The following is a 22313-nucleotide window of genomic DNA, read 5'->3' on the forward strand; positions in this document are numbered from 1 at the left end:
GTACGACTTCCTGAACTCGCGGCGAAATCCAGCCGTCGGGCGGATTTTGCCAATCCATCGAGCGGGGGCGCGCTCATATGTGTACTCTGAGTGGCACACGACGGCCGTATCCAGGCCACGCTCCACCAAGGCGCCACCGCGTCCGGAAACCCTTTATCCCTTGTGCCCGGCGCGCGGCTCGCCCACCGGGTTACGCGACACAAAGGAGTGCGCGGTGACAGACACGACGACGAAGTCCGACGAGACGCTGAGGAAGCACCCGGCCGGACGGTACCGTCCGCACGCCGACGAGCTCGGAAGCCTCGAAGTCTGGGCCCGGTCCGCCCCGATCCGACTGGCCGGCTACGAGGACGACCTGGCGGAGCCCCACATCCTGCCCGGCATCGACTAGCCCGACACGTACGTCATGCAGCGCCCCCGCGCCGACCGGCGACGGGGGCGCGGTGCTGCGCCGACCGTGTGGGCCCCGGGAGTGGTTCCCGTCTTCCGTACGCCCTGAGCGTCATCGCTGTGGGCGATCAAGCCTTCCGGCCGGGCCCCGGCCCCGCCACGCTGGCCTGCATGAAGCTACTCATGCTGGGCGGTACCGAATTCGTCGGACGCGCGATCACCGAAGACGCCCTGGCCCGGGGCTGGGAGGTCACGGTCTTCCACCGCGGGCACCACGCGCCGCCGCCGGGCACCTCCGCCCTGCGCGGCGACCGCACGGAGCCCGGGGGCCTGGACGCCCTCGCGGTGGGGGAGTGGGACCTCGTCGTCGACACCTGGAGCGGCGCCCCGACCGCCGTGCGCGACAGCGCCCGGCTGCTGGCCGGCCGCGCCGGGCGGTACGTCTACATCTCCAGCCGCTCGGTGTACGCGTACCCCGCCCCCGCCGGCCTGACCGAGGACGGCCCGCTGGTCGACGGCTCGCCCGACGCCGAGGCCACGGCCTACGCCGAGGACAAGCGGGGCGGTGAGCTCGCGGCCCTCGACGCCTTCGGGGACCGGGCCCTGCTGGTGCGCGCCGGGCTGATCATCGGCCCGTACGAGAACGTCGGCCGACTGCCCTGGTGGCTGGACCGGGCCGCCCGCGGCGGCCCCACACCGGCCCCCGGCCGGCCCGGACTCCCGATCCAGTACATCGACGTGCGCGACCTCGCGCACTGGACCCTGGACGCGGCCGAGGCCGGGCTCGGCGGACCGTACGACGCGGTCTCGCCGTCCGGGCACGCCACGATGGGCGCACTCCTCGACGCCTGCGCGGCCGTGACCGGCGGCCGCGCCGAATTCCGCTGGATCGACGAGGACCGGATCGCGGAGGCGGGCGTGGCACCCTGGACCGAACTGCCGATCTGGATCCCCGAGGGCGAACTGCACGACTACATGTTCGGCTCCGACGTCACCAAGGCGCGGGCGGCGGGCCTGAAGTGCCGCCCGATCGAGGAGACCGTGGCCGACACCTGGGCCTGGCTCCGGTCCCTCGGCGGCCCCGCCCCCGTGCGCGGCGACCGCTCGACCAAGGGCCTGTCGGCGGAGCGCGAAGCCGTGCTACTCGGGCTCTGACCAGGAGGCTTCGGCGAGGCGGGTCGGGGGGAGGTACTCGCGCAACAGCGTGCGGTGCCACCACGCGCCCGTCTCGCGCAGCTCCCGCCAGGTGGTGAACCGGTAGCGGTACAGCCTGGCCCGTACGTACAGCGGCGGGGCGTCCGGGAAGGGGTTGTGGCGGAGCAGCCGCAGCGTGTCCCGGTCGCCCGCCAGCAGCCGCTCCACGAACGGCCCGAACCAGTCCCGCGCATAGTCGGGGGAGAGCGCCGCGAACCACATCAGCCAGTCCAGCCGCAGGTGGTACGGGGCGAACTGGCGCGGAACCCTGCGCAGATCACCCGGTTTCCCCTTGAAGCCGTACTCCCGCCACGCCCCGTCCTCCCGCGGTACCCGGTCCGCGGTCCCCTCCACCACCACCTCGTCCCGGATCCGGCCCACCGTGCCGAAGGCCCCGTACGTGTTGACCAGGTGCAGGGAGTCGAAGGAGCGGTTCATCACCTGACGCCGCGAGATCATGTTGAGCACCGGATGCCGGCTCAGCACCAGCACCAGCACGGTCACCGCGCACACCAGGACCGCGAACCAGACGGGCGCCGCGCGCGAGGCCGCGGCCGGCGGCGGCCCCGCGAGCCCCGTGAAGTCGATCGCCGAGAGGGCCACCGTGATGGTGATCCAGTTCAGCCAGGCGAAGTTCCCCGACAGCACCAGCCACAGCTGCGTCGCCACGATGATCCCGGCCGCGTACGAGGCCACGGGCTGCGGGGTGAACAGCAGCACCGGGACCACCAGTTGGGTCACGTGGTTCGCGGCGCACTCCACCCGGTGCAGCGGCTTCGGCAGATGGTGGAAGAACCAGCTCAGCGGCCCCGGCATCGGCTGCGTCTCGTGGTGGTAGTAGAGGCAGGTCAGCTTGCGCCAGCAGGGGTCCCCGCGCATCTTGATCAGCCCCGCGCCGAACTCCACCCGGAAGACCACCCAGCGCAGCAGCCACAGCACCAGCACCGGCGGCCCCACCCGCGCATTGCCGAGGAAGACCGCGAGGAAGCCCACCTCCAGCAGCAGCGACTCCCAGCCGAAGGAGTACCAGGTCTGTCCCACGTTCACGATCGACAGGTACAGCAGCCACAGCAGCGCCCACATCCCCATCGCCGCGCCCAGCGGAACGAGGTCCCCCGCCCCCGCCGCGAGGGCCGCGGCCACCACCGCCCCCACCCAGGCGCAGCAGGCGAAGAGCCGGTCCGAATAGCGCAGTTGGAACAGGCTCGGGGCGCGCCGGAACGGCACGTACCGCACGTGGCGCGGCACGGGCAGCATGCCGTGCGCCCCGATCAGGGCCCGGAACTGAAGGGCGGCCGCGACGAAGGCGAAGAGGTAGACGCCGGCGAGGGCCCGCTGGAAGACCAGCCGGCCGAGCCAGTAGCCGGGCGCCGTGAACCAGTCCATCCCCTCCAGTATCGGGCGGATCAGGCCGCGGCGGCCAGCCTGCGTACGGTGCGGCCCAGCCATCGGGCGTAACGCAGCTGCAGGACGGGGACCACGGGGCCCGCGAGCCGGGTGTACCAGGCGGCCGGGCGGCTGAAGGCGGTCACCTCGAACCACACCGTGCCGTCCGGGTCCCGGAGCACCATGAAGGACTCCTCCCCGCACTCCGGGTGGCCGGCCAGCGTCCCGTACGCGAAACCGATCCGCGCGGGCTCGTACGCCGTCCAGATCACCTCGCACGGAGCGCTGATCCGCAGCGGCCCGAAGCCGATCCCGACCACCACCCGGCTCCCGGGCCGGACCGCGCCGTGGCCGGCCCGCACCAGCATGCCCGAGGCCCGGTGGGCGCCGAAGGTGGTGACGGCGGTTCCGGCGGCCTCGAAGGCGGCCTGCCCGTGGCCGATCCGCGTGCGGTGGTGCAGGTGGTGGTATCCGGCGGGCAGCGGCCGCTGCCGCGTCGCACCCCGGTCGGGGTAGTTGACGGTGTCACGGCCGGCGCCGATGAGGCGGGTCATGGCGTGGTCTCCATTCGGTCGACGGCCAGCCTGCGCCAGGCCAGCAGGGAGCACAGGGCGAAGCCGAGCGCGTTGCCGAGACCATGGGTCGCGGCCATCCAGGTCAAAGTGGGGTGTACGAGGTCGGTGGCCTCGCCGAGCGCCCACCACAGGGCGAGCAGCATGGTGGCCACCAGGACCGCGGCCGAGACCGCCAGCAGCGCGCGGGTGGTGCGGCCCCGGGCACCCGGCCGGATCTCCCGCCAGGTCAGCAGCGCCACCGCCCACATCCCGCCGGTCAGCACCACCGCCCCCGCGAGTTCCGCCCAGTCGTCCACGAAGTAGCCGAGGAGGACGAGCAGGGTCCCGCCGGGGACGCTGTACGCGGCCCAGCGCGACAGCGTCGTACCGCCGGGCGCCGCCGGGGCGGCCCGGCAGACCAGCCCGGCGACCAGGGCGGCGGTGAATCCCGCGAAGTGGAAGTGCGGCACGGTCAGCGCCAGGATGTCCAGGTCGAAGCCGAACAGCCGGTACCCGGCGCGCTCGGCGACGAGGGCGGTCCCGGCGACCGACGGCGCGACCAGTGCGGTGAGCACGGCGATCTCGGCCGGCGCGAGGGGCCCGGCTCGGCCGGTCGGTGTCCGGAGGGACCGCAGCAGCCGGGCCGGGGCCCGGGCCGCGAGTGCCAGGGTGGCCGCGGCGTAGAGCGCGGCGAGCACCGCGGCGCCCGCGCCGCGCGGCAGCCAGAGGCATACGGCTCCTGGGGCGGCGAGCAGCGGCCAGATCCGGGCGATCCCGCGCAGCCCGGCCGGGTCGATCAGGCGCAGGCCGGCGGGGATCACGTAGAGCATGCCCAGGGTGACGATCAGATGCACCAGTACCGCCATCGTGGACTCCCCTCCGCGTGCGGACGAACGCCTTGAACGCGTTCAACTCGCGGTCGTGACCTTACGAGGTTCCTTGAACATGTTCAAGACGTGATCCCGGCTTCGGCCCTGCTCCATCGCGCCGCTCCGGTTGCGGCCCTCCCGCGGATACGGCAGACAGGAGGGAGCAACCGGGGCGAAAGGGAGATTCACGTGCACGCACCGACACACCGTCAGGCTCCACGCCGTCATACACCGGTCCGCGCAGCCCTCTTCACGCTCCTCGGTCTGCTCGCCGCGGCCTGCGGCGCTCCCGAGGAACCGAAGAGTGCGGCCGGCCCGGAGAGCCAGGAGGTCCTGCTCCAGCCCGTGGGGACGGCCGGCCCCGACCCCTTCACCACCACCTCGGCCACCGGCGAGTCCGCGCCCGCGCAGCCCCCGCTGCCCAATGCGACCGGCCAGGGCATCCGGACCGTCAACGCCGCCACCCCCGGCCTCTACGCCGGAACCAAGCGGCTCGGCAGCTGTGACGTGGAACAGCAGCTGCGCGCCCTCACCGAGGATGAGGCCAAGGCCAAGGCTTTCGCCCAGGCCGTCTCCGTCGACCGGGCGAAGCTCCCCGAGTTTCTGCGCGCACTGACCCCGGTCGTGCTCCGCGCCGACACCCGCGTCACCAACCACGCCTTCCGCGACGGCCGCGGGGACGCCTTCCAGTCCGTCCTCCAGGCCGGCACCGCCGTCCTCGTCGACGACCACGGCATGCCCCGGGTCCGCTGCGCCTGCGGAAATCCGCTCCAGGCACCGCGCGCCCCCAAGGGCTCCCCGGCGCTCAAGGGCGAGCAGTGGAGCGGCTACCAGCCCCAGCAGGTCATCGTCATCGAACCGACCCCGCACCCGGTCAAGAGCCTGGTCATCGTCAACATCGCCGACAACACCTGGCTGGAGCGCAAGACCGGAGACGACGGCGCGCAGGACGGCACCCCGCAGCCGGTCCCCGCGTACGACCCGGCGAACGGCATCCCCTCCGGTCCCGTGACCCCGCCCGCGGCGGCCCCGGCCGAGCCGTGCGCCCCGCCCGAGACGGGCAACGACGCCGGCGCCGGTACGAACGGCCTGGCCAGGACGGCCCCGCCGGCCCCGCCGAAGCCGCCGCGCGGTCCCGCCGGGGTCCCGGCCCCCGAGGCCACCGACTGCGTACCGGCCCAGAGCGAGCAGGCCGGTCCGGACAAGCAGGCGGGGCCGGACCAGCAGGCGCGGCCGGACCAGCAGGCGCGGCCGGACCAGCAGACGGGTCCGGACCAGCAGGCCCGGCCGGACCGGCCCGGCCAGGCCGTGCCGCCGGACCCGCAGAAGCAGCGCCCCGGACAGCCCCCGGCGGCTCCGCGGTCCGACGTACCCCCGAACCGGCCGGGCGACGTACCCCCGGACGCCTTCGCGGACCCGGGGCTCGCGCCGGAGGCCGACGGCGCGGCGCCACGGCAGCCCGACCCGGGGGACCCGTTCTCCCAGGGCGACCCCTTCGGCCGCGGCGACGACCCGTTCGGCCGGAGCGACGACCCCTTCGCCCCGTCCGGCCAGGACGGGCCGGGCGACCCCTTCGGCGGCCCGGAACGGCAGCAGGAACGGCAGCAGGAACGGCAGCAGCCGCTCGCGAACCCCGCCCGCTCGTTGGGGAGCGCCTGACCGGCCCGTGTGTCATGGTGGATCGGTGCCGACCACCGTATCGCTGCCGGACGACTGGCCCGCACACCCGGACCGGTCGCTCTCGCTGAACCGCATGGGCAGTTTCGACTGGGACCTTGAGACCGGTCTCCTGCACATGGACGCAGCGGCCCTCGAGGTGTACGACATGACGCCCGGGGAGTACGACGGTCGGCCCGAATCCCTCGGCCCGCGCGTCCCGCCCGCCGAGGCGACGCGGCTCGACGCCCTCGTCTCCAGCGTCCTCAAGAGCGGTGACGACAGCTACGGCGCGTACTTCCGGATCCGCGCCCAGGACGGGCGGCTGCGCTGGACCCACACCCAGGGCCGCGTCATGCGCGGCTCCGACGGCCGCCCGTTCCGGATCATCGGCATCGTCCGCGACGCCACCGAGGAGCTCAGCCACTCGGCGGAGCGCCTCGGCCTCGACGAGGAGCGGCGCCGCCAGACCTCGGTGGTCGAGAGCACCACCGCCGCCCTCGCGCACGCCCGGACCGTACGGGACGTCATCGACGTCATCGGCGACGCGCACGGACTGGAGCGGCTGGGCTCGATGGGCATGGTGATGGGGCTGGTCGAGGCCGGGCGGATCCACCTCGTGGCCGAGGGGCCGGAGGACAGTTTCGTCCCCGGCACCCGCTACACGCGGATCGACGAGCAGTACCCGATGAGCGAGGTCGTCCGCTCGCTGCAGCCGCGGTTCCTCGACACCGCGGAGGAGTTCGCCGAGGGATACCCCGAGCTCTGGGCGAAGATCTCGTACATGAACATCTCGGCGGCCGCCTACCTGCCGCTGATCGCCCAGGCCCGCCCGATCGGCGCGATCGGCCTGCTCTACCAGGACAAGGACGGCTTCACCCAGGACGAGCGGAACCTGCTGATCGCACTGGGCAGCAGCATCGCGCAGAGCCTCCAGCGGGCGATGCTGCTGGAGCAGGAGCACGATCTGGCGGAAGGCCTCCAGCAGGCGATGCTCCCGCGCCGGATCCCGTCGGTGCCGGGCGCGGAGATCGCCGTACGGTACCGCTCCGCCCGGATGGGCCAGGACATCGGCGGCGACTGGTACGACGTCATCCCGCTGCCCGGCGGCCGGGTCGGGGCCGTCATCGGCGACGTCCAGGGCCACGACACGCACGCGGCGGCGGTCATGGGCCAGCTGCGCATCGTGCTGCGCGCGTACGCCGCCGAAGGGCACGCGCCGGGCACGGTCATGGCCCGGGCCTCCGTGTTCCTGCACGAGCTGGACACCGACCGGTTCGCGACCTGCACGTACGTCGAGGCCGACCTCTCGACGGGCGTCCTGCAAGTCGTCCGCGCCGGGCACATCGACCCGCTGCTGCGCACCCGGGACGGGGACTGCCTGCGGCTGGCGGTGGAGGGCGGGATGCCGCTGAGCCTGTCGGCGGAGTTCGGCCGCCTGGAGTACCCGGTGACCACCGTGGAACTGGATCCGGGGGAAACGCTCGTACTGTGCACGGACGGACTCGTGGAACACCCCGGCGCGGACCTCGACGACGGGATCCAGCTGCTCTCCGCGCTGATCCGGAGCGGCCCGGCGGACCTCGGGCGGCTGGCGGACCGGCTGTGCGGGGTGATCGACGAGCGCGGCGGCGACGACGACATGGCGCTGCTCCTGCTGCGCCGCCAGGTGGAGGACACCCCGCGGGGCGGCGGCCGACTCCAGCAGCACGTGGCCCCGGGAGACCCGGAAGCGCTGGTCGCGGCCCGCCACATGATCGGCGCGGCGGTGCGGGCGTGGGGCGCGCGGGAACGGGCCGACGAGATCGAACTCGTCGCGGACGAGCTCATCGTGAACGCCCTGATGCACACGGACGGCCCGGCCATCGTGACCCTCCGGGTCCTGACGAGCCCCGAACGCCGCCTCCGCGTCGAGGTCGAGGACCGCTCCAGCGCCCTCCCGCGCCGCCGCGAAGCGGGCGAATCGGGCGTCTCGGGCCGCGGCCTGATGCTGGTGGACCGCCTGGCGGACGTCTGGGGAGTGGAACCCCGGGGCAGCGGCAAATGCGTCTGGTGCGAGTTCGTGATGCCCTGACCGGCCCCGTCGCACCGTCAGGTCCCGCAGCTCCCGGCCGGACGCAAATTCCGTTGCGGCCGCTCGCGGCCGTGCCGGACGATCAACGCGATGACCCAGATGACAGACGACGTCCGCCGGCTGATCAAGGCCGGAGATCTTCCAGGGGCCGTGCGCACCCTGCGGCCGCACGCCGAGACCGCCCCCCTGGCCGACCTCGCGAAGGCGACGAGGCACCTGGCCGAAGCGGCCGGCTTCGACGACCTCGCCCGGGCGGCCAAGGCCGCCGCCCGCACGCCCCGCGACCCCCAGGCGCTCTACGACCTCGGCTACGGCTGCGTCGAGCACGGGATCGCCTTCCTCGCCGTGGCGCCGCTGCGCCAGGCGCTCGCGCTGGTGCCCGACTCCCGGCGGCTGGTGCAGGAACTGGTCTCCGCCCTGGAGGACGAGCACCGGCACGGAGAGGCCGCCGCACTGCTCGCGGGGCGGGGGGCCGCTCTGGCGCCCTGGCCCGAGCGGTACCTGCTCGTCCACAACGCCCTCTTCGCCGGCGACCTCGACACCGCCCGCCGGACGGCCGCCGCCCTGCCGGACCCCGAGGACACCCGGTGGCTCGGCGCCCGGGACCGGCAGCGGCGGATCCTGTCCCGGGCCGCGCTCGCCGAGGCCGCCGGCGCACTCGGCGAGCGGGACCTGCGCGGCTGGCACTTCGCCCTCACCGGCGGGCTGTTGGCCACCCTCTCCCCGTACGGCTTCGACGCGGGCATGACCGGCCGCTACGCCTACCTCGGCGACCAGCACGGGCTGTGCCGCCGCGGCCTGGACCGGCTCGGCCTGGTCCTGGACGCCGCCGGCCGCCGCCCCGGCACCGTCTCCCTGCTGCCCGGCCGGCCCTGTCAGGCACTCGGGCTGGCGGCCGCCGAGCTGCTCGGGCTGCCCGCCGTACCGTACGACCCGGCGCGCACGGACACCGTCGTGGTGGCGTACGACCTGAACGCCCACGACACCGAGCTCCTGTCCGCCCTGCACGGGCGCACAGACGGCCAGGTCCTGTACGAGCACGCCACCTGCTGGACCGACCCGCCGGCCGTGACCGCCGACGTCAGCGGCCTGCTGGCCCAGCACACCGTCGCACCGTGGGCGGAGCAGGGTCAGTGGCCCGCCGACCCCCGGCCCGCCGAGGAGATCGCCCGCGACATCGTCACCGCCGACCCGGCCCCGGACGAGGGCGACGGGCAGACCCCCGCCGACCCGGACGAGGGGCTGCGGACCTTCACCGCGGCCGTGGCCGCCGGATGGCTCCGAGGCCCGCGCGACCGCGTCCGCTCGCCCGGTCCGGTGCGCAGCTCCCGGTTCGGGTAGCCGGGGCGGGGACCCCGCGGGAAGGTGGGGGTATGCCCGAGCTGCCCGAGGTCGAGGCCCTGCGGGAGTTCCTCGACGAGCACCTCTCCGGGCGGGTGGTGGAGCGCGTCCTCCCGCTCGCCGTCAGCGTGCTCAAGACGTACGACCCGCCGCTCGGCGCCCTCGAAGGGCAGCCGGCCGGGGCCACCGCCCGCCACGGGAAGTTCCTGGCGATCCGGATCGGCGAGCTCCACCTCGTCACCCACCTGGCCCGGGCCGGCTGGCTCCGCTGGCAGGACACCCTGCCCGACCGGCCGCCGCGCCCCGGCAAGGGGCCGCTCGCCCTCCGCGTCGCCCTGGAGGGCGGCGGCGGCTTCGACCTCACCGAGGCCGGGACGCAGAAGCGCCTCGCCGTGTACGTCGTGCGCGACCCCGAGGAGGTGCCCGGCATCGCGCGCCTCGGCCCCGACCCGCTCGCCGACGGGTTCGACCGGGACGCGTTCGCCGCGCTCCTGGCGGGGGAGCGGCGCCAGATCAAGGGCGTGCTGCGCGACCAGGGCGTCATCGCCGGGATCGGGAACGCGTACAGCGACGAGATCCTGCACGCCGCGAAGGTCTCGCCCTTCAAACTGGCGGCCTCCTTCGACGAGGAGCAGGTCACCCACCTGTACGAGGCCGTCCGCCGGACCCTGCGCGAGGCCGTGGAGCGCGCGCACGGCGTGGCCGCCGGGAACCTCAAGGCCGAGAAGAAGAGCGGGCTGCGCGTGCACGGCCGGGCCGGGGAGCCCTGCCCGGTGTGCGGGGACACGGTGCGCTCGGTGTCGTTCGCCGACTCCTCGCTCCAGTACTGCCCGACCTGCCAGACCGGCGGGAAGCCGCTCGCCGACCGCAGGCTCTCCCGTCTCCTCAAATGACGTGCGCCTGCGTAGACTCCGGCCCCATGGCCGACCAGCAGCAGCCGCATGCGCGCCCGCAGCAGCCGCCGCCGCAGCCCCGGCGCGAGATCGTCACGGGTGTGCCCCGCGCCGCCCGCCGCCGCCCGCCCGCGCACACCCCGGCCCGTTCGGAGATCTCCGAACAGACCACCCTGGGCGCCACGTACGTCCGGGCCCTGATGCGCAGCCAGCTCCGGGCCGGGCTCGGCGCGCTGGGCGTCCTCGCGCTGCTCGTCGGGACGCTGCCGGTGCTGTTCACGCCGGCGCGCTCGGCGTCGGGGCCGTTGGTCTGGGTGGCGCTCGGCCTGGTGGCGTATCCGGTGATGTGGCTGATCGCCCGCTGGTACGTCACCCGGGCCGAGCGCAACGAGGCCGATTTCACGGGCCTGGTGATGGATCCGGCCGAGGCGCCGGGCCCGTATCACCGCCCCGGCTCCGGCTGACCGCGGCCCCGGCGGTCCCGGCGGTCCCGGAGCGCGCGCCACGACGGGCGCCCTCAGAACAGGTGCATCGCCAAGTGGCCCAGCGGCAGGCCGAGCTGCCACGCCGGGGTCCACACCCGCGCGTTCTCGTCCAGCCCCGGCGGGGTGTCGGCGTGGCCGTGCCGGCCCGGGTCGAGGTTGGTGGCGAACAGTTCGGTGCGGTCCAGCCAGCGCCAGGCCGCCCGGGCCAGCTCCAGGTCCGGGTCCTCGCCGCGGCCGCGCTCCCTGGCGTCCTCGCCCAGCGCGAGGAACCGGGTGTCCACCCAGTCGCGCCAGGGATGCCCGTACGCCGTCAGCGACAGCCACTCGTCGAGCTGCGAGACCACCCGGATCCCGGAGAGCTCCCCGGCCGCGTCGGAGAGGTAGATCGTCAGCGCGAGCGTGTCCCGCCCGGCGCGGAACTCCAGGGTACTGACCGGGATCAGCCGGCCCGTGCGCAGCAGTTCGTCGGCGATGTACTCCGCGTAGAGCCATGCCATGGGCACCGCGAGCCCGCCGTCACTGGTGCCGTTCGTACCCTCGGGCTGCACCGTTCCACCTTCTCCCGCGCGTCGAGCTTCCCGTCGTCAGCCATGAGCCTTCACCGAGCGACTTGCGGAACGGGGCATGTTTACCCAACTTGAACGCTCTGAGGCCGATTTCGATGCGTTTTGTGTCCGATCCACGTGCATTCGGTTCGTTCAGGCGCCGAGGCCGTACCCGTATCCCTGGAGGCCCTTCTTGAGCGCGCGCAGGGCGTAGTACGTACGGGACTTGACCGTTCCGGCCGGAATCCCGAGCTCCGCCGCCGCCTCGGCCACCGAGCGGTCCTGGAAGTAGACCTGCACCAGCACGTCGCGGTGTTCCGGCCCGAGCGAGCCCACGGCCCGCCTCACGTCGATCGCCGTGACCGAGCCGGCCACCGCGTCCTCGGGCGCGGGCGCCTGCTCCAGCCCCTCCGGGTCCACCTCCTGCGGGCGGGACAGCCGTGCCCGCCGGGCGTCGATCGCCAGCCGCCGCGCCACCGTGAACAGCCAGGGCCGCATGGAGTCGTGAGCGCTCTCCAGCACCTCGGGGTGCTGCCAGGCACGGACCAGCGTCTCCTGTACGAGGTCCTCGGCGCGCTGGGAGTCCCCGCCCGTGAGCCCGAGCAGGAAGCCGAACAGGGCCCGCCCGTGGTCGCGCTGGAGTTCGGCCAGCGCCTCGGGATCCGTGCGCAGGAGGGTGGGGGAGAGGGGCACGAGTGCCTCCTTCCTGGGTCCGTTCGGCTCCGACGCACCCACCCTCACCTGCACGGAGCGCCCCGGGAACCGTCCTGTCCCGCCGTTGCGCCCAAGCGCCCAGGTCATCCGGTGGGCGGCCGCGCCCGGCGGTGAACGGTCGAACGGCGCGGCGAACGGCCACCCGGGTGAGGGCGGGTGCCGTGCGGGCCCTTTGGATCCGCCTCCCGACTGGTGACGTCTATCCCCATGGATTACAGATGGTCAGATAGTCCTACTAATGAGAGCTGGCTCAGATGACCAAGCACACCCGGCAGGCCCTCGCGCTCCTGTCGGCTGTCCTGCTGGCCGCGGCCGCCGCAGCCTGTTCCTCCGGCAAGGAGCCCGCGCCGGCCCGCCTCGGCAACTCCCGCGCCCCGGCGCCCTCCGCCGGCTCCGGGGCGAACTCGGCCCCGGCCGAAGGCGCCGCGAAGGGATTCACCCTGGTCGCGACCGGCGACGTGCTGCCGCACGATTCGGTCATCAAACGGGCGGCGGCGGACGCGGACGGCGACGGCCACGACTTCCGGCCGATGTTCTCCCTGGTCAAGCCGGTGGTCTCGGCAGCCGACCTGGCCCTTTGCCACATGGAGACCGTGTACGGGGAGGACGGCGGCCCGTTCACCGGCTACCCGGCCTTCCAGTCCCCGCCGGAAGTGGCCGACGGACTGGCGGACGCCGGGTACGACGGCTGCTCCACGGCCTCGAACCACACCCTGGACGCCGGGGCCGAGGGCCTGAAGCGCACCCTCGACAAGTTCGACAAGGCCGGGCTGAAGCACGCCGGTTCGGCCCGCACGGCGGCCGAGGCGGCCACGCCCACCCTGTACACGGCGGGCTCCGCGAAGGTCGCGCACCTCGCGTACACGTACGACACGAACGGCTACCCGATGCCGGAGGGCCGGCCGTGGGCCGTCAACCTGATGGAGAAGGACAAGATCATCGCGGATGCGCGGGCCGCCCGGAAGGCGGGCGCGGACGTGGTCCTGGTCAGCGTGCACTGGGGCACCGAATGGCAGACCGAGCCGGACGAGAAGCAGCTCTCGCTCGGCAAGGAGCTGACGGCCTCGCAGAGCGGCGGGCGCCCCGACATCGACATGATCCTGGGCACGCACGCACACATCCCGCAGGCCTACGAGAAGGTCAACGGGACGTGGATCATCTACGGCATGGGCGACCAGGTCGCCGGTGAGATGTTCAACTACTCCGGCGCGCGGGACATGCGCGGCAACTACGGCTCCATCGGCCGCTTCACCTTCGCCCCTCCGGCCGCCGCGGGCGGGCGCTGGCAGGTCACCAAGGCCGAGTTCATCCCGCAGATGATGGACCTGTCCGCCGGGAAGGTCGTCAACCTGCCCGCCGCCCTCGCGCAGGACCCCGGCGACGACGCGTACGAGAACGCGCAGGACGCCGTCAGCGAAGCCGTCCTCAGCCGCGGCGCGGCCAAGGACGGCCTGACGATGGCGAAGTAGCCGCGCCCCCGCCGGGGCATGCCGGTTACGGAACCACCGTGACCGGCCAGCGGCCCGCCTTGACCAGGCGGACCGCCACCGAGCCGATGATCCGGTGCCCGGCCTGCTCCGAGGCGCCGACCACCACCGCGTCCGCCTTGAGCTCGTCCGCCGCGCTCACCAGGCCCGCGTACGGATCGCCGCGGAAGGTGTGGAACTGCCAGCGCACCTCGTAGATGCCCTTGAGCCGCTCCGCCGCGTCCCGGATCTCGGCCACCAGCCCCTCCGCGATCTCCCCGGTGGTGTCGGCCACCGGTGCGCCCAGCGAGGCCCCGGCCGGCATCACCGGCTGGACGTACACCAGCGCCAGCAGCGCGTGCTGCCGCCGGGCCAGCCCCGCCGCGTACGCCGCCGCCCGCAGGGAGGAGTCCGACCCGTCCACCCCGGCGAGGATCACCTTCGGACCGTCCGTACCGCGTTCGAATCCCGTGTTCACGTGCTCAGTCACCCTCCCGAGGTTAAGCGCTTCGCCGCGCGCCGCAGCGCGGGCCTCCCTACAGTGCGAATCATGAGTGCCACCGTGGAGGAGACCCGGGGCACCCGGAACCGCTTCCTCAACCGGGTGCCCGACGCGTTCGCCGCGTTCTTCGGAACGCTCGGACTCCTGTGCGCCGTACTGGCGCTCTCCCCGACGCTGCGCCACCTGCTGCGGCACATCGTGCGCTTCCTCGACGAGATCGTGGTGCCGGTCAGCGCCAACCTGGCCTACGCCGTCTTCCTCTTCCTGCTCGCCGCCGCCCTCGGCACCCGCAAGAAGGTCGCGTGGTGGATCGTCGTCACCTATCTGGCCCTGCTCCTGCTGGTCGACGTCCTGATCATCGCGGACGAGTACTACTGGATCGGCGGCCCCTCGATGGCCATCGCCGTCGCGGCCCTCGTGGTCCTGATCGCCGCCCGCAAGGAGTTCTACGCCGCCTCCCGGCCCGGCGCCTTCTGGCGCGCGATGCTCGTCCTGGGCCTCGGCCTGCTCGTCGCCGTCCTCGCCGGGTGGGGGCTGGTCGCGCTGTTCCCCGGCACCCTGCCCAAGGGGCAGTGGCTGGACTGGGCCGCCCGGCAGGTCTTCGGCGGCCTCGTCTCGCCCCGCCAGTTCGACGGCCACCCGCCCCGCCCGCTGTACTTCTTCCTCGGCCTCTTCGGCGCCCTCGCCCTGCTGAACGCCGCCTCGACCCTGTTCCGCTCCCAGCGGCTGACCGCCGCCCTGCACGGGGACGAGGAGCCCCGCATCCGGGCGCTGCTCGGCGCCTACGGCCGCAGCGACTCCCTCGGCTACTTCGCCACCCGCCGCGACAAGGCCGTCGTGTTCGCCCCCAACGGCAGGGCCGGTGTCACCTACCGCGTCGAGGCCGGCGTCTGCCTCGCCAGCGGCGACCCGGTCGGCGACCCCGCCGCCTGGTCCGCCGCCGTGGACGCCTGGCTCACCGTCGCCCGCCGCCACGGCTGGCAGCCCGCCGTCATGGGCGCCTCCGAGGAGGGGGCGACCGCGTACGCCCGCTCCGGGCTCAGCGCCCTCCAGCTCGGCGACGAGGCGATCCTGCACGTCGCCCACTTCGACCTCGACGGCCGCGACATGCGCGTCACCCGCCAGGCCGTCAACCGCGTCAAGCGCACCGGGGCCACCACCCTCATCCGCCGCCACTGCGCCCTCAGCGACGAGGAGATGCAGCGGATCATCGAGCGCGCCGACACCTGGCGCGACACGGAGACCGAGCGCGGGTTCTCCATGGCCCTGGACCGGCTCGGCGACCCCGCCGACGGGGACTGCCTGCTCGTCGAGGCCTTCGACGCGCAGGGCGAGCTGATCGCCCTGCTGTCCTTCGTCCCGTGGGGCAAGGACGGCATCTCCCTGGACCTGATGCGACGCGACCGCACCGCCCCCAACGGCGTCATGGAGTTCATGGTCGCCGAGCTGTGCGCCGCCGCGCCGGGCCTGGGCGTGCGCCGGATCTCCCTGAACTTCGCCGTCTTCCGCTCCGCCTTCGAGGAGGGCGGCCGGATCGGCGCCGGGCCGGTGCTCAAACTGTGGCGCAGGCTGCTGCTGTTCTTCTCCCGCTGGTGGCAGCTGGAGGCCCTGTACCGCTCGAACGTCAAGTACGGGCCCGAGTGGTACCCGCGGTTCCTCTGCTACCAGGACGCCGGCTCGCTCGCCCGGGTCAGCCTCGCCTCCGGCATCGCCGAGGGCTTCGTCTCCGTACCCAGCCTGCGCAAACTGTGGGGCAACGGGCACGCCAAGGGGCTCACCGCGCCCGCCAGCACCGAGGGGCTGCCGTCCATCGACTCCCTCGCCCTCGACCTCGTGGACGTGGAGTCGGAAACGGCGGCGCGGGCCGAGCGGCTGCCCGAACAGGTCCGCGTCCGCCACGACAAGATGGAGCGGATCCGGGCGGCCGGCACCGACCCGTACCCCGTCGGCATCCGGCAGCGCACCCACACCGTGGCCGAGCTGAGGGCCGCCCTCCCCGGGCACGCGCCGGGCCCCGGCCCCGGGCACGCGCCGGGCCCCGGGCACGCGCCCGGCGCCCGCTCCGGGGAACAGGCCACGCTCGCCGGCCGGGTGATGCTCGTACGCGACCTCGGCGGCGTGGTCTTCGCCGTCCTGCGCGACTGGTCCGGGGACATACAGCTGATGCTCACCCGCGACGAGAGCGGCGCGGGCGTACTGGACTCCTTCACCTCCCAGGTCGACTTCGGCGACCACGTGGTCGCGAGCGGCGAGATCGGCGCCAGCCGCAGCGGCGAGCCCTCCCTCGTGGTCTCCTCCTGGCAGCTCACCGGCAAATGCCTGCGCCCGCTGCCGGACAAACGCAAGGGTCTCGCCGACCCCGAGGCGCGCGTGCGGCGCCGCTACCTCGACCTGGTCGCGAGCCCCGAGGCGCGGGACGTCGTACGGGCCCGCTCCGCGGCCGTCCAGGCACTGCGCCAGGGGCTGCTGGACCGCGGCTACCTGGAGGTCGAGACCCCGATGCTCCAGCAGATCCACGGCGGGGCCAACGCCCGCCCCTTCCGGACCCACATCAACGCCTACGACCTCGACCTGTACCTGCGCATCGCGCCCGAGCTGTACCTGAAGCGGCTGTGCGTCGGCGGCCTGGAGAAGGTCTTCGAGATGGGCCGCACCTTCCGCAACGAGGGCGTCTCCTACAAGCACAATCCCGAGTTCACGATGTTGGAGGCCTACCAGGCCTTCGCCGACTACGACGTGATGCTGAACCTCACGCGCGAGCTGATCCAGGGCGCCGCGACCGCCGCCTTCGGCTCGCCGGTCGCCCACAAGGCGGGCCCGGACGGCAAGCTCGTCGTCCACGACATCTCCGGGGTCTGGCCGGTCAAGACGATGTACGGGGCGATCAGCGAGGCGCTCGGGGAGGAGGTCGACGCCGACACCGAGGAGCACGTGCTGCGGCGGCTCTGCGACCGGGCGGCCGTCCCGCACACGCCCGAGAACACCCGCGGCGACGTGGTGCTGGAGATGTACGAGCGGCTGGTGGAGGAGAAGACCAAGCTGCCCACCTTCTACAAGGACTTCCCCACCGACGTCTCCCCGCTGACCCGGCAGCACCGGGGGGACCCGCGGCTCGCCGAGCGCTGGGACCTCGTCGCCTTCGGGACTGAACTGGGCACCGCCTACTCGGAGCTGACGGACCCGGTGGAGCAGCGGCGCCGGCTCACCGCCCAGTCGCTGCTCGCCGCGGGCGGCGACCCGGAGGCGATGGAGCTCGACAACGACTTCCTGGACGCGCTGGAGTACGCGATGCCGCCGACGGGCGGCCTGGGCATCGGCGTCGACCGGCTGGTCATGTTCCTCACGGGCCTCACGATCCGCGAGACGCTGCCGTTCCCGCTGGTGCGGCGCGGCTGATCGGGTGAGGGGCAGCGCGCGCGTTCGCGCCTCTCGACATCTGCGGGGATGTCGTTGATACGTAGTAATAATGAAAAATGACGAGCCGACAGTAGGGCGACGCGTGCTCCTGCGTACCGCCGTCTTCCTCGGAGTCGCCGCGGCCTCCGGACTGCTCACCGGCGGCGAGACCGGCGCGCCCGGCCAGAACACGGCGGGCGGCGCACCCGGCGCCGGCCTCGGCGCCGCTCCCGGCGGCGGCGCGGCGGCCGGACAGCCCGGACCCGGGGGAGCCGCCGGACCGGGCGGGGTGCGCGCCCTGCGGCCGCAGGCGCCCGGCCAGGCCGCGTACCGGCTGAGCCCCATGACCGCCGAGGCCCCGCTGCGCCCGCCCGCCGCGCGGCCCGCCGTACGGACCCGGCCCATCCTGGAACTGCCGCCCGACGCGAGCACGGCGAGCGCCATGGTGCTCACCTTCGACGACGGGCCCGACCCGCGCTACACGCCCGCCATCCTCGACACCCTCGCCCGGTACGGCGTCCGCGCCATGTTCTTCGTGTGCGGGGAGATGGCCACCGACAACCGGGACCTGCTGCGCCGGATGACCGCCGAGGGCCACGTCATCGGCAACCACACCTGGACCCATCCGCTCATCCCCACGCTGAGCCGGCCCGCCCTCGCCTCCGAGATCGCCCGGACGAGCGAGGTCGTACAGCAGGCGGTGGGGGAGGCGCCGCAGTGGTTCCGGGCGCCGTACGGGGCGTGGAACCGCGCGGCGTTCGAGATCGGGGCCGAGCTGGGCATGGAGCCGCTCGCCTGGACGGTGGACACCCTTGACTGGAAGGAGCCGGGCACCACCACGATCGTCTCGAACGTCCTCAAGGGCGCGGCGCCCGGCGTGATCGTGCTGAACCACGACGCGGGCGGCGACCGCTCGCAGAGCGTGCAGGCGGTGAGCACGTACCTGCCCCAACTCCTGGCCCGGGGCTACCGGATGACGCTGCCCGCGCTGCCGCCCCGCTGAGGAACGTCCTCCGGGACAGGGCGGCGCGGCCCGGCGGCGGCCCCGCCGCTCAGCGGGTCTGCACCATCCGGGCGAAGACGACGACGTTGCCGTCGTAGCCCCGGGCCTTGGAGTAGCCGCCGCCGCAGGTGATCACCCGGAGCTCCGCGTGCCCGTTGTCCCCGTACACCCGGGCTCCGGGGAACGTCTCCTTCGAGAAGACCTCCACCCCGTACACCTCGAACACCGCCGTGCGCCCGTCGTACCGCTCCACCTCGATGTGGTTGCCCTTGCGCAGCGAACCGAGGCCGTAGAAGACCGCCGGGCCGCTCGCGTTGTCGACATGGCCCACGATCACCGCCGAGCCGCGCTGGCCCGGCGAGATCCCGTTGAGGTACCAGCCGGCCAGATTCGGGTCCTGCGGAGGCGGGGCCTCGATCCAGCCCTGCGCGTCCAGCCCGACCGTCATCACGGGCGCGTCCACCTTGATGTTGGGGATGCGGATGCGCTGGACCGACGAGTGCTCCAGCGGTTGCACCTCCGGGCGCGGCGCGGCCTGGTGCATCGGCTGCTCACCCTGCACCGGCGGAGCCGCCGGCAGCTGCTCGGCCGGCACCCCGACCGCCGCCGCGGCGGTCGGCTGCGGCGGACCTTCGCCGATGTCCGCTCCGTTGCGCATCATGGCGAGGCCGCTGAGCATGACCAGTGCGAGCACGCCCCAGGGGGATCGTCGTCTCGGTGGCTGCTCGCTCTCGTCCTCGGTCATGGCTCTCCCTTCCCGACGCGGGGGTCCCGACCCGCGTTCTTGTCCCACCCCTGTACGCCCTTCCCCACGCACGCTAAGGCTGCGTGCGCAAGACGGCGATCGGTGAAGGGCGAACGGGTGGCGGCGCGTCCGGAAGGGGTGCGCCCATCCAGGTATTCGTCACATAAATGCCTGACGGGTCGTGACCTGCGGATCCGTCAGACGATCCGCGCGCGCCTCGGCGTGTCGCTCAACCTTGCGGCCCAAAGTCGGAAATGCGCTGGTTGCGAGCCGCCCCGAGGGTTCGTCGTGGGAGGCGTTCTCGTCGATCTTCCCGGGCGACCGCTCCGGGGCGCTTTCCGCTGGAGGTTCCACCATGCGTGTTCTCCGCGCCCTCACCGTGGCCGCGGCGGCCGTCTTCGCCGTCGGGCTCAGTACCCCGTTCGCCGCCGCGAACCCGTCGGACCCACTGGGCGGATCTCCGTCGGGTCAGGGTGGCAACGGCGGCTTCGGGGGCAACAACGGCAATGGCCCGAGCAATGTCACCGTCAATCCGTACTCCGTGCACCAAGGCTCGACGATGCAGGTCAGCGCGGCCGGGTGCCGCCACGGCGGCACGGTCTGGTCGGCCGGCAACTTTCCCCAGACGAACCTGTCGGCCGGCTCCATCGGCTTCGCCACCGTCCGGATCTTCAACCACGCCTCGCCGGGCAACCACACGCTGTCGGTCAAGTGCCACGACAACAGCCTGGTCGCCACGCACCGGTTCACCATCCTCCGGGGCAACGGCGCACAGGGCGGTATCGGCGGCTCGTTCGGCCCGTCCACCGCCGAGACCGCCATCGGGTCGGGCCTGGTCGGCGCCGCGGCCCTGGGCGCGGGTGCGCACGTGATGCGCCGGCGCCGTCCGCTGCGCGGGCGGGCCTGACGGCCGGGCCCTCCCCGGTCGGGCCCTGCGCAGCCCGCAGCAGCCCGGGAACCGCCGGTCGCCCCGAATCCCGCCCAGGACTCGGGGCGACCGGCGGTCGGTGCTCCGGGAATGTGCGGGACTTGACGGCAGAACTTAGGGGGTGTCCGCAGTTACTCGGGCGCCCCGACAACGCGGCGAGGCGCGGCACCAGACGCCGCGGGCCAGGCAGGACTGTGCGGACACCCCCTAGTGGCCGCGGGTGGAGGCGCGGCGGCGCAGTACGTACGCCGTACCGCCGGCGGCCGCGAGGAAGAGCGCGGCGCCCGCGCCGAGCTCCCGGGGATCCATGCCGGCCACGCTGCCGCCCAGACCGCCGCGGACGCCGAGGGAGGCACCCCGGGAGGCCGCGGAGGCGGCTGTCGACGTGGAGGCGGAGGTGGAGCTGGTGGTGGGCTTGGTGGTGCCGCCGGTGATGGTGAGGTCCGCCGAACCGTTCTCGCCGTTGCAGGTGAAGGTGACGGAATACACGGCTCCGCGCCGGGCGTCGCGGTCCACGGTCACTCGGGCGGTCTGGCCGCGCGCGATGCTCACGGTGTCGAAGACCCCGGAGGAGACGGTGGCGTAGGCGGCGTTGCAGCCGGTGACGGAGAGCACCGTCCGGCCGCCGGGGGCGACCGTCGACGGGGTGATGGCGAAGCCGAACGAGGTGATGGGCTGGGCCTCGGCCGCGGTCGCGGAGGGCGCGCCGAGGGCGCCGAGCGCGAGTACGGCGCACGTGGCGCCGGCGCTCAGCAGGGCGGTGGCGTTGCTGCGTATCGCACCCATGGTTGGTCTCCGGATCTCCGAGGAGCAGCCGCGGAACGGTTTCCGCACGTGGGGGGTCGTGCGCCTCGATGTCCGACACGCTAGGTCCGGTCGCGGTGACCCGCGATCAGGAACGGGCGAATGGGGCACAGGGATGGGCCGAACCGGGGACGGCGGGCCCGTCCCCGGTTTGCGGCGCGGTGCCGATCAGTCGCCGAGCGGCAGATGGGGGAACTGCGCGAGGAACGGCTCGGCGGTCGCCGCGATGCCCCGGCCGAACGGCGCGTCGAAGTCCCAGATCAGGAACAGCAGGAAGGCGATCAGCGCGCTGAACAGGCCCGCCAGCAGCAGTTCCCGGAACGAACGGCGGATCTGCAGGGTGAAGACCAGGCCCACCGTGACCAGCGCCCCGGCGATCAGCCCGAACCACACCACCCCCGGCATCGTCGCCCCGGCGCCCTGGCCGCGGGCGCTGCGGGCGTCGTCGACCAGGGCGACCTGGTCCACCAGCGGCTGGTACGCCTGCCCCTCGTGGTCGGTCTGCGGTTCGTAGTCCGTGACGTCCCGGCGGATGCGCTCCAGCAGTTCCGCGCTGCGGTCGGTGAGATCGCCGTGGTCGGCCATCTCCTTCCACTCGGTGTCCACCACGTACGTCACGTACGCGTCGACGTCGGACCGGATCTTCTTGCGCACGTCGGCCGGGTAGACCTCCGATCGGACGCTGATCTCGTGCAGGGCCTGCGCCTCCTGGCGCACGTACTCCTGGGCGGCCCCGCGGCCCTCCCAGACACCGGCGATCGCCAGACCCAGCACGATCGCGTAGATCACCCCGATCATCATCGTCATGTACTCGATGACGTCCGGGGTCTCGTTGGGATCGTCGTCGTCGCCGATCCGCCGGTGGTTGAAGAAGGCGATGGACAGCACCACGGCGCAGGCCGCCGCCATCGCGAGGGTCAGGACGAGCCATTCCGACAAGATGACTCCCAATCGGTCACAAAGGTGGTGTGCGGGGCGGCGGATCCAGGCCGCGTCTAGCGAGGCCGCAGCGCGACGATCGCGAGCACCGCGGGGGCCGCGGTCATCAAGGTGAAGGTCACCGGTGAGATGTGGTGCTCGGGCCGCTTGGCGGCCGCCGTGCGGTAAGCCGGCCTGGCCACCGGCTTCTTCGGGGGCGGGGGCGGCGGCGTCACCACGGGGTCCGGTGCCTTCGCCTGGAGCGGCGGCCGCGGCACCGGCTTCGGCGGGACCGGCGCGGGCGGCTCCGGCCGGGGCTTCGCCTGCGGCGCGCGCGGGGGCGGCGGCACCGGCTTCGGCGCGGGCGGAGGCGGCGGCGCGGGCGGCGGAGTCGGCTTCGGGGGCGGCTCGGGCGTCGGGGACGGCGGCGGCGGGGTCGGCGTCGGGGTG

20 protein-coding genes and 1 pseudogene are annotated in these 22313 nt (G+C 73.6%); 11 read left to right on the top strand and 10 right to left on the bottom strand.

The genetic code is table 11. The annotated features are described in order from the left end of the window. Window positions 1-214: 214 nt before the first annotated feature. Window positions 215-391, top strand: a complete 177-nt coding sequence (locus tag IF02_RS35280; RefSeq protein WP_199809307.1) for a hypothetical protein — start codon at window positions 215-217, stop codon at window positions 389-391. A gap of 170 nt (window positions 392-561) precedes the next feature. Then, window positions 562-1545, top strand: coding sequence for an NAD-dependent epimerase/dehydratase family protein (locus IF02_RS0130460; protein ID WP_030162707.1), 984 nt, complete (start codon window positions 562-564; stop codon window positions 1543-1545). On the opposite strand, the gene IF02_RS0130465 is transcribed toward IF02_RS0130460, so the two are convergent. The 3 genes from IF02_RS0130465 to IF02_RS0130475 are packed head-to-tail and all read right to left on the bottom strand — an operon-like array spanning window position 1531 to window position 4390. Further along, on the bottom strand, window positions 1531-2970 hold the full coding sequence (locus tag IF02_RS0130465) for a lipase maturation factor family protein (RefSeq protein ID WP_030162708.1): 1440 nt from the start codon (window positions 2968-2970) through the stop codon (window positions 1531-1533). The two genes, IF02_RS0130460 and IF02_RS0130465, sit on opposite strands and share 15 nt — an antisense overlap. Before the next feature lie 20 nt (window positions 2971-2990). Continuing rightward, entirely contained in the window at window positions 2991-3524 is a 534-nt protein-coding gene (locus tag IF02_RS0130470; RefSeq protein ID WP_030162710.1) for a DUF1990 family protein, read from the bottom strand. Beyond that, window positions 3521-4390, bottom strand: coding sequence for a YndJ family protein (locus IF02_RS0130475; protein ID WP_030162712.1), 870 nt, complete (start codon window positions 4388-4390; stop codon window positions 3521-3523). The genes IF02_RS0130470 and IF02_RS0130475 overlap by 4 nt, the downstream gene beginning before the upstream one ends. 192 nt (window positions 4391-4582) lie before the next feature. Here IF02_RS0130475 and IF02_RS33325 point away from each other — a divergent pair, with 192 nt between their 5' ends. The 5 genes from IF02_RS33325 (at window position 4583) to IF02_RS32800 (ending at window position 10821) form a co-directional block, all read left to right on the top strand. After that, entirely contained in the window at window positions 4583-6052 is a 1470-nt protein-coding gene (locus IF02_RS33325; protein ID WP_158708592.1) for a DUF6777 domain-containing protein, read from the top strand. Between the two features lie 7 nt (window positions 6053-6059). Further along, window positions 6060-8123: a SpoIIE family protein phosphatase gene (locus IF02_RS0130485; RefSeq protein ID WP_030162717.1), complete on the top strand. Its 2064-nt coding sequence runs from the start codon at window positions 6060-6062 to the stop codon at window positions 8121-8123. Window positions 8124-8213: 90 nt separating this feature from the next. Continuing rightward, entirely contained in the window at window positions 8214-9464 is a 1251-nt protein-coding gene (locus IF02_RS0130490; protein ID WP_030162719.1) for a hypothetical protein, read from the top strand. Window positions 9465-9496: 32 nt separating this feature from the next. Further along, the gene (locus tag IF02_RS0130495) at window positions 9497-10357 is read left to right on the top strand and encodes an Fpg/Nei family DNA glycosylase (protein WP_030162721.1); all 861 of its coding nucleotides are present in this window, start codon (window positions 9497-9499) and stop codon (window positions 10355-10357) included. 26 nt (window positions 10358-10383) lie between these two features. Next, on the top strand, window positions 10384-10821 hold the full coding sequence (locus IF02_RS32800) for a hypothetical protein (RefSeq protein WP_030162723.1): 438 nt from the start codon (window positions 10384-10386) through the stop codon (window positions 10819-10821). Window positions 10822-10874: 53 nt separating this feature from the next. Here IF02_RS32800 and IF02_RS0130505 read toward each other — a convergent pair whose 3' ends face one another. Both IF02_RS0130505 and IF02_RS0130510 read right to left on the bottom strand, forming a co-directional pair. Then, window positions 10875-11339 (bottom strand): hypothetical protein, encoded by a 465-nt coding sequence (locus tag IF02_RS0130505; RefSeq protein ID WP_051696657.1) that lies wholly within the window; start codon window positions 11337-11339, stop codon window positions 10875-10877. Between the two features lie 201 nt (window positions 11340-11540). Further along, window positions 11541-12080: a sigma-70 family RNA polymerase sigma factor gene (locus IF02_RS0130510; protein ID WP_030162727.1), complete on the bottom strand. Its 540-nt coding sequence runs from the start codon at window positions 12078-12080 to the stop codon at window positions 11541-11543. A 275-nt stretch (window positions 12081-12355) separates the two neighbouring features. On the opposite strand from IF02_RS0130510, the gene IF02_RS0130515 reads away from it, so the two are divergent. Next, window positions 12356-13570 (top strand): CapA family protein, encoded by a 1215-nt coding sequence (locus IF02_RS0130515; RefSeq protein ID WP_030162729.1) that lies wholly within the window; start codon window positions 12356-12358, stop codon window positions 13568-13570. Window positions 13571-13595: 25 nt separating this feature from the next. Here IF02_RS0130515 and IF02_RS0130520 read toward each other — a convergent pair whose 3' ends face one another. After that, window positions 13596-14057: a universal stress protein gene (locus tag IF02_RS0130520; protein ID WP_030162731.1), complete on the bottom strand. Its 462-nt coding sequence runs from the start codon at window positions 14055-14057 to the stop codon at window positions 13596-13598. A 60-nt stretch (window positions 14058-14117) separates the two neighbouring features. Here IF02_RS0130520 and lysX point away from each other — a divergent pair, with 60 nt between their 5' ends. Then, window positions 14118-17465 (top strand): bifunctional lysylphosphatidylglycerol synthetase/lysine--tRNA ligase LysX, encoded by a 3348-nt coding sequence (gene lysX, locus IF02_RS0130525; protein WP_030162733.1) that lies wholly within the window; start codon window positions 14118-14120, stop codon window positions 17463-17465. A 70-nt stretch (window positions 17466-17535) separates the two neighbouring features. Then, complete coding sequence (locus IF02_RS0130530; protein ID WP_030162735.1) at window positions 17536-18468, top strand: polysaccharide deacetylase family protein; 933 nt, start codon at window positions 17536-17538, stop codon at window positions 18466-18468. A 49-nt stretch (window positions 18469-18517) separates the two neighbouring features. On the opposite strand, the gene IF02_RS0130535 is transcribed toward IF02_RS0130530, so the two are convergent. Next, entirely contained in the window at window positions 18518-19213 is a 696-nt protein-coding gene (locus IF02_RS0130535) for a class F sortase (protein ID WP_030162737.1), read from the bottom strand. 355 nt (window positions 19214-19568) lie between these two features. Between IF02_RS0130535 and IF02_RS0130540 the strand changes: the two genes are divergently transcribed. Next, a complete protein-coding gene (locus IF02_RS0130540) occupies window positions 19569-20120 on the top strand; it encodes a hypothetical protein (protein ID WP_030162739.1) in 552 nt (183 codons plus the stop codon). Between the two features lie 228 nt (window positions 20121-20348). Here the strand turns inward: IF02_RS0130540 and IF02_RS0130545 are convergent, their stop codons facing one another. The 3 genes and pseudogenes from IF02_RS0130545 to IF02_RS35795 all read right to left on the bottom strand — a co-directional run. Then, window positions 20349-20927: a hypothetical protein gene (locus tag IF02_RS0130545; RefSeq protein WP_030162742.1), complete on the bottom strand. Its 579-nt coding sequence runs from the start codon at window positions 20925-20927 to the stop codon at window positions 20349-20351. 186 nt (window positions 20928-21113) lie between these two features. Next, window positions 21114-21884, bottom strand: a complete 771-nt coding sequence (locus IF02_RS0130550) for a DUF4239 domain-containing protein (RefSeq protein WP_030162743.1) — start codon at window positions 21882-21884, stop codon at window positions 21114-21116. A 56-nt stretch (window positions 21885-21940) separates the two neighbouring features. After that, a pseudogene (locus IF02_RS35795) lies at window positions 21941-22313 on the bottom strand (hypothetical protein); the annotation flags it as partial.

It is taken from the genome of Streptomyces sp. NRRL S-244 (assembly GCF_000717915.1).
Classification (GTDB): Bacteria; Actinomycetota; Actinomycetes; order Streptomycetales; family Streptomycetaceae; genus Streptomyces.

What these genes read in the sequence shown, in the direction of transcription:
- IF02_RS0130460 (WP_030162707.1), top strand. Translation starts at nt 562, where the DNA reads ATGAAGCTACTCATGCTGGGCGGTACCGAATTCGTCGGACGCGCGATC.
- IF02_RS0130465 (WP_030162708.1), bottom strand. Translation starts at nt 2,970, where the DNA reads ATGGACTGGTTCACGGCGCCCGGCTACTGGCTCGGCCGGCTGGTCTTC.
- IF02_RS0130470 (WP_030162710.1), bottom strand. Translation starts at nt 3,524, where the DNA reads ATGACCCGCCTCATCGGCGCCGGCCGTGACACCGTCAACTACCCCGAC.
- IF02_RS0130475 (WP_030162712.1), bottom strand. Translation starts at nt 4,390, where the DNA reads ATGGCGGTACTGGTGCATCTGATCGTCACCCTGGGCATGCTCTACGTG.
- IF02_RS0130490 (WP_030162719.1), top strand. Translation starts at nt 8,214, where the DNA reads ATGACCCAGATGACAGACGACGTCCGCCGGCTGATCAAGGCCGGAGAT.
- IF02_RS0130495 (WP_030162721.1), top strand. Translation starts at nt 9,497, where the DNA reads ATGCCCGAGCTGCCCGAGGTCGAGGCCCTGCGGGAGTTCCTCGACGAG.
- IF02_RS32800 (WP_030162723.1), top strand. Translation starts at nt 10,384, where the DNA reads ATGGCCGACCAGCAGCAGCCGCATGCGCGCCCGCAGCAGCCGCCGCCG.
- IF02_RS0130505 (WP_051696657.1), bottom strand. Translation starts at nt 11,339, where the DNA reads ATGGCATGGCTCTACGCGGAGTACATCGCCGACGAACTGCTGCGCACG.
- IF02_RS0130515 (WP_030162729.1), top strand. Translation starts at nt 12,356, where the DNA reads ATGACCAAGCACACCCGGCAGGCCCTCGCGCTCCTGTCGGCTGTCCTG.
- lysX (WP_030162733.1), top strand. Translation starts at nt 14,118, where the DNA reads ATGAGTGCCACCGTGGAGGAGACCCGGGGCACCCGGAACCGCTTCCTC.
- IF02_RS0130530 (WP_030162735.1), top strand. Translation starts at nt 17,536, where the DNA reads ATGAAAAATGACGAGCCGACAGTAGGGCGACGCGTGCTCCTGCGTACC.
- IF02_RS0130535 (WP_030162737.1), bottom strand. Translation starts at nt 19,213, where the DNA reads ATGACCGAGGACGAGAGCGAGCAGCCACCGAGACGACGATCCCCCTGG.
- IF02_RS0130540 (WP_030162739.1), top strand. Translation starts at nt 19,569, where the DNA reads ATGCGTGTTCTCCGCGCCCTCACCGTGGCCGCGGCGGCCGTCTTCGCC.
- IF02_RS0130545 (WP_030162742.1), bottom strand. Translation starts at nt 20,927, where the DNA reads ATGGGTGCGATACGCAGCAACGCCACCGCCCTGCTGAGCGCCGGCGCC.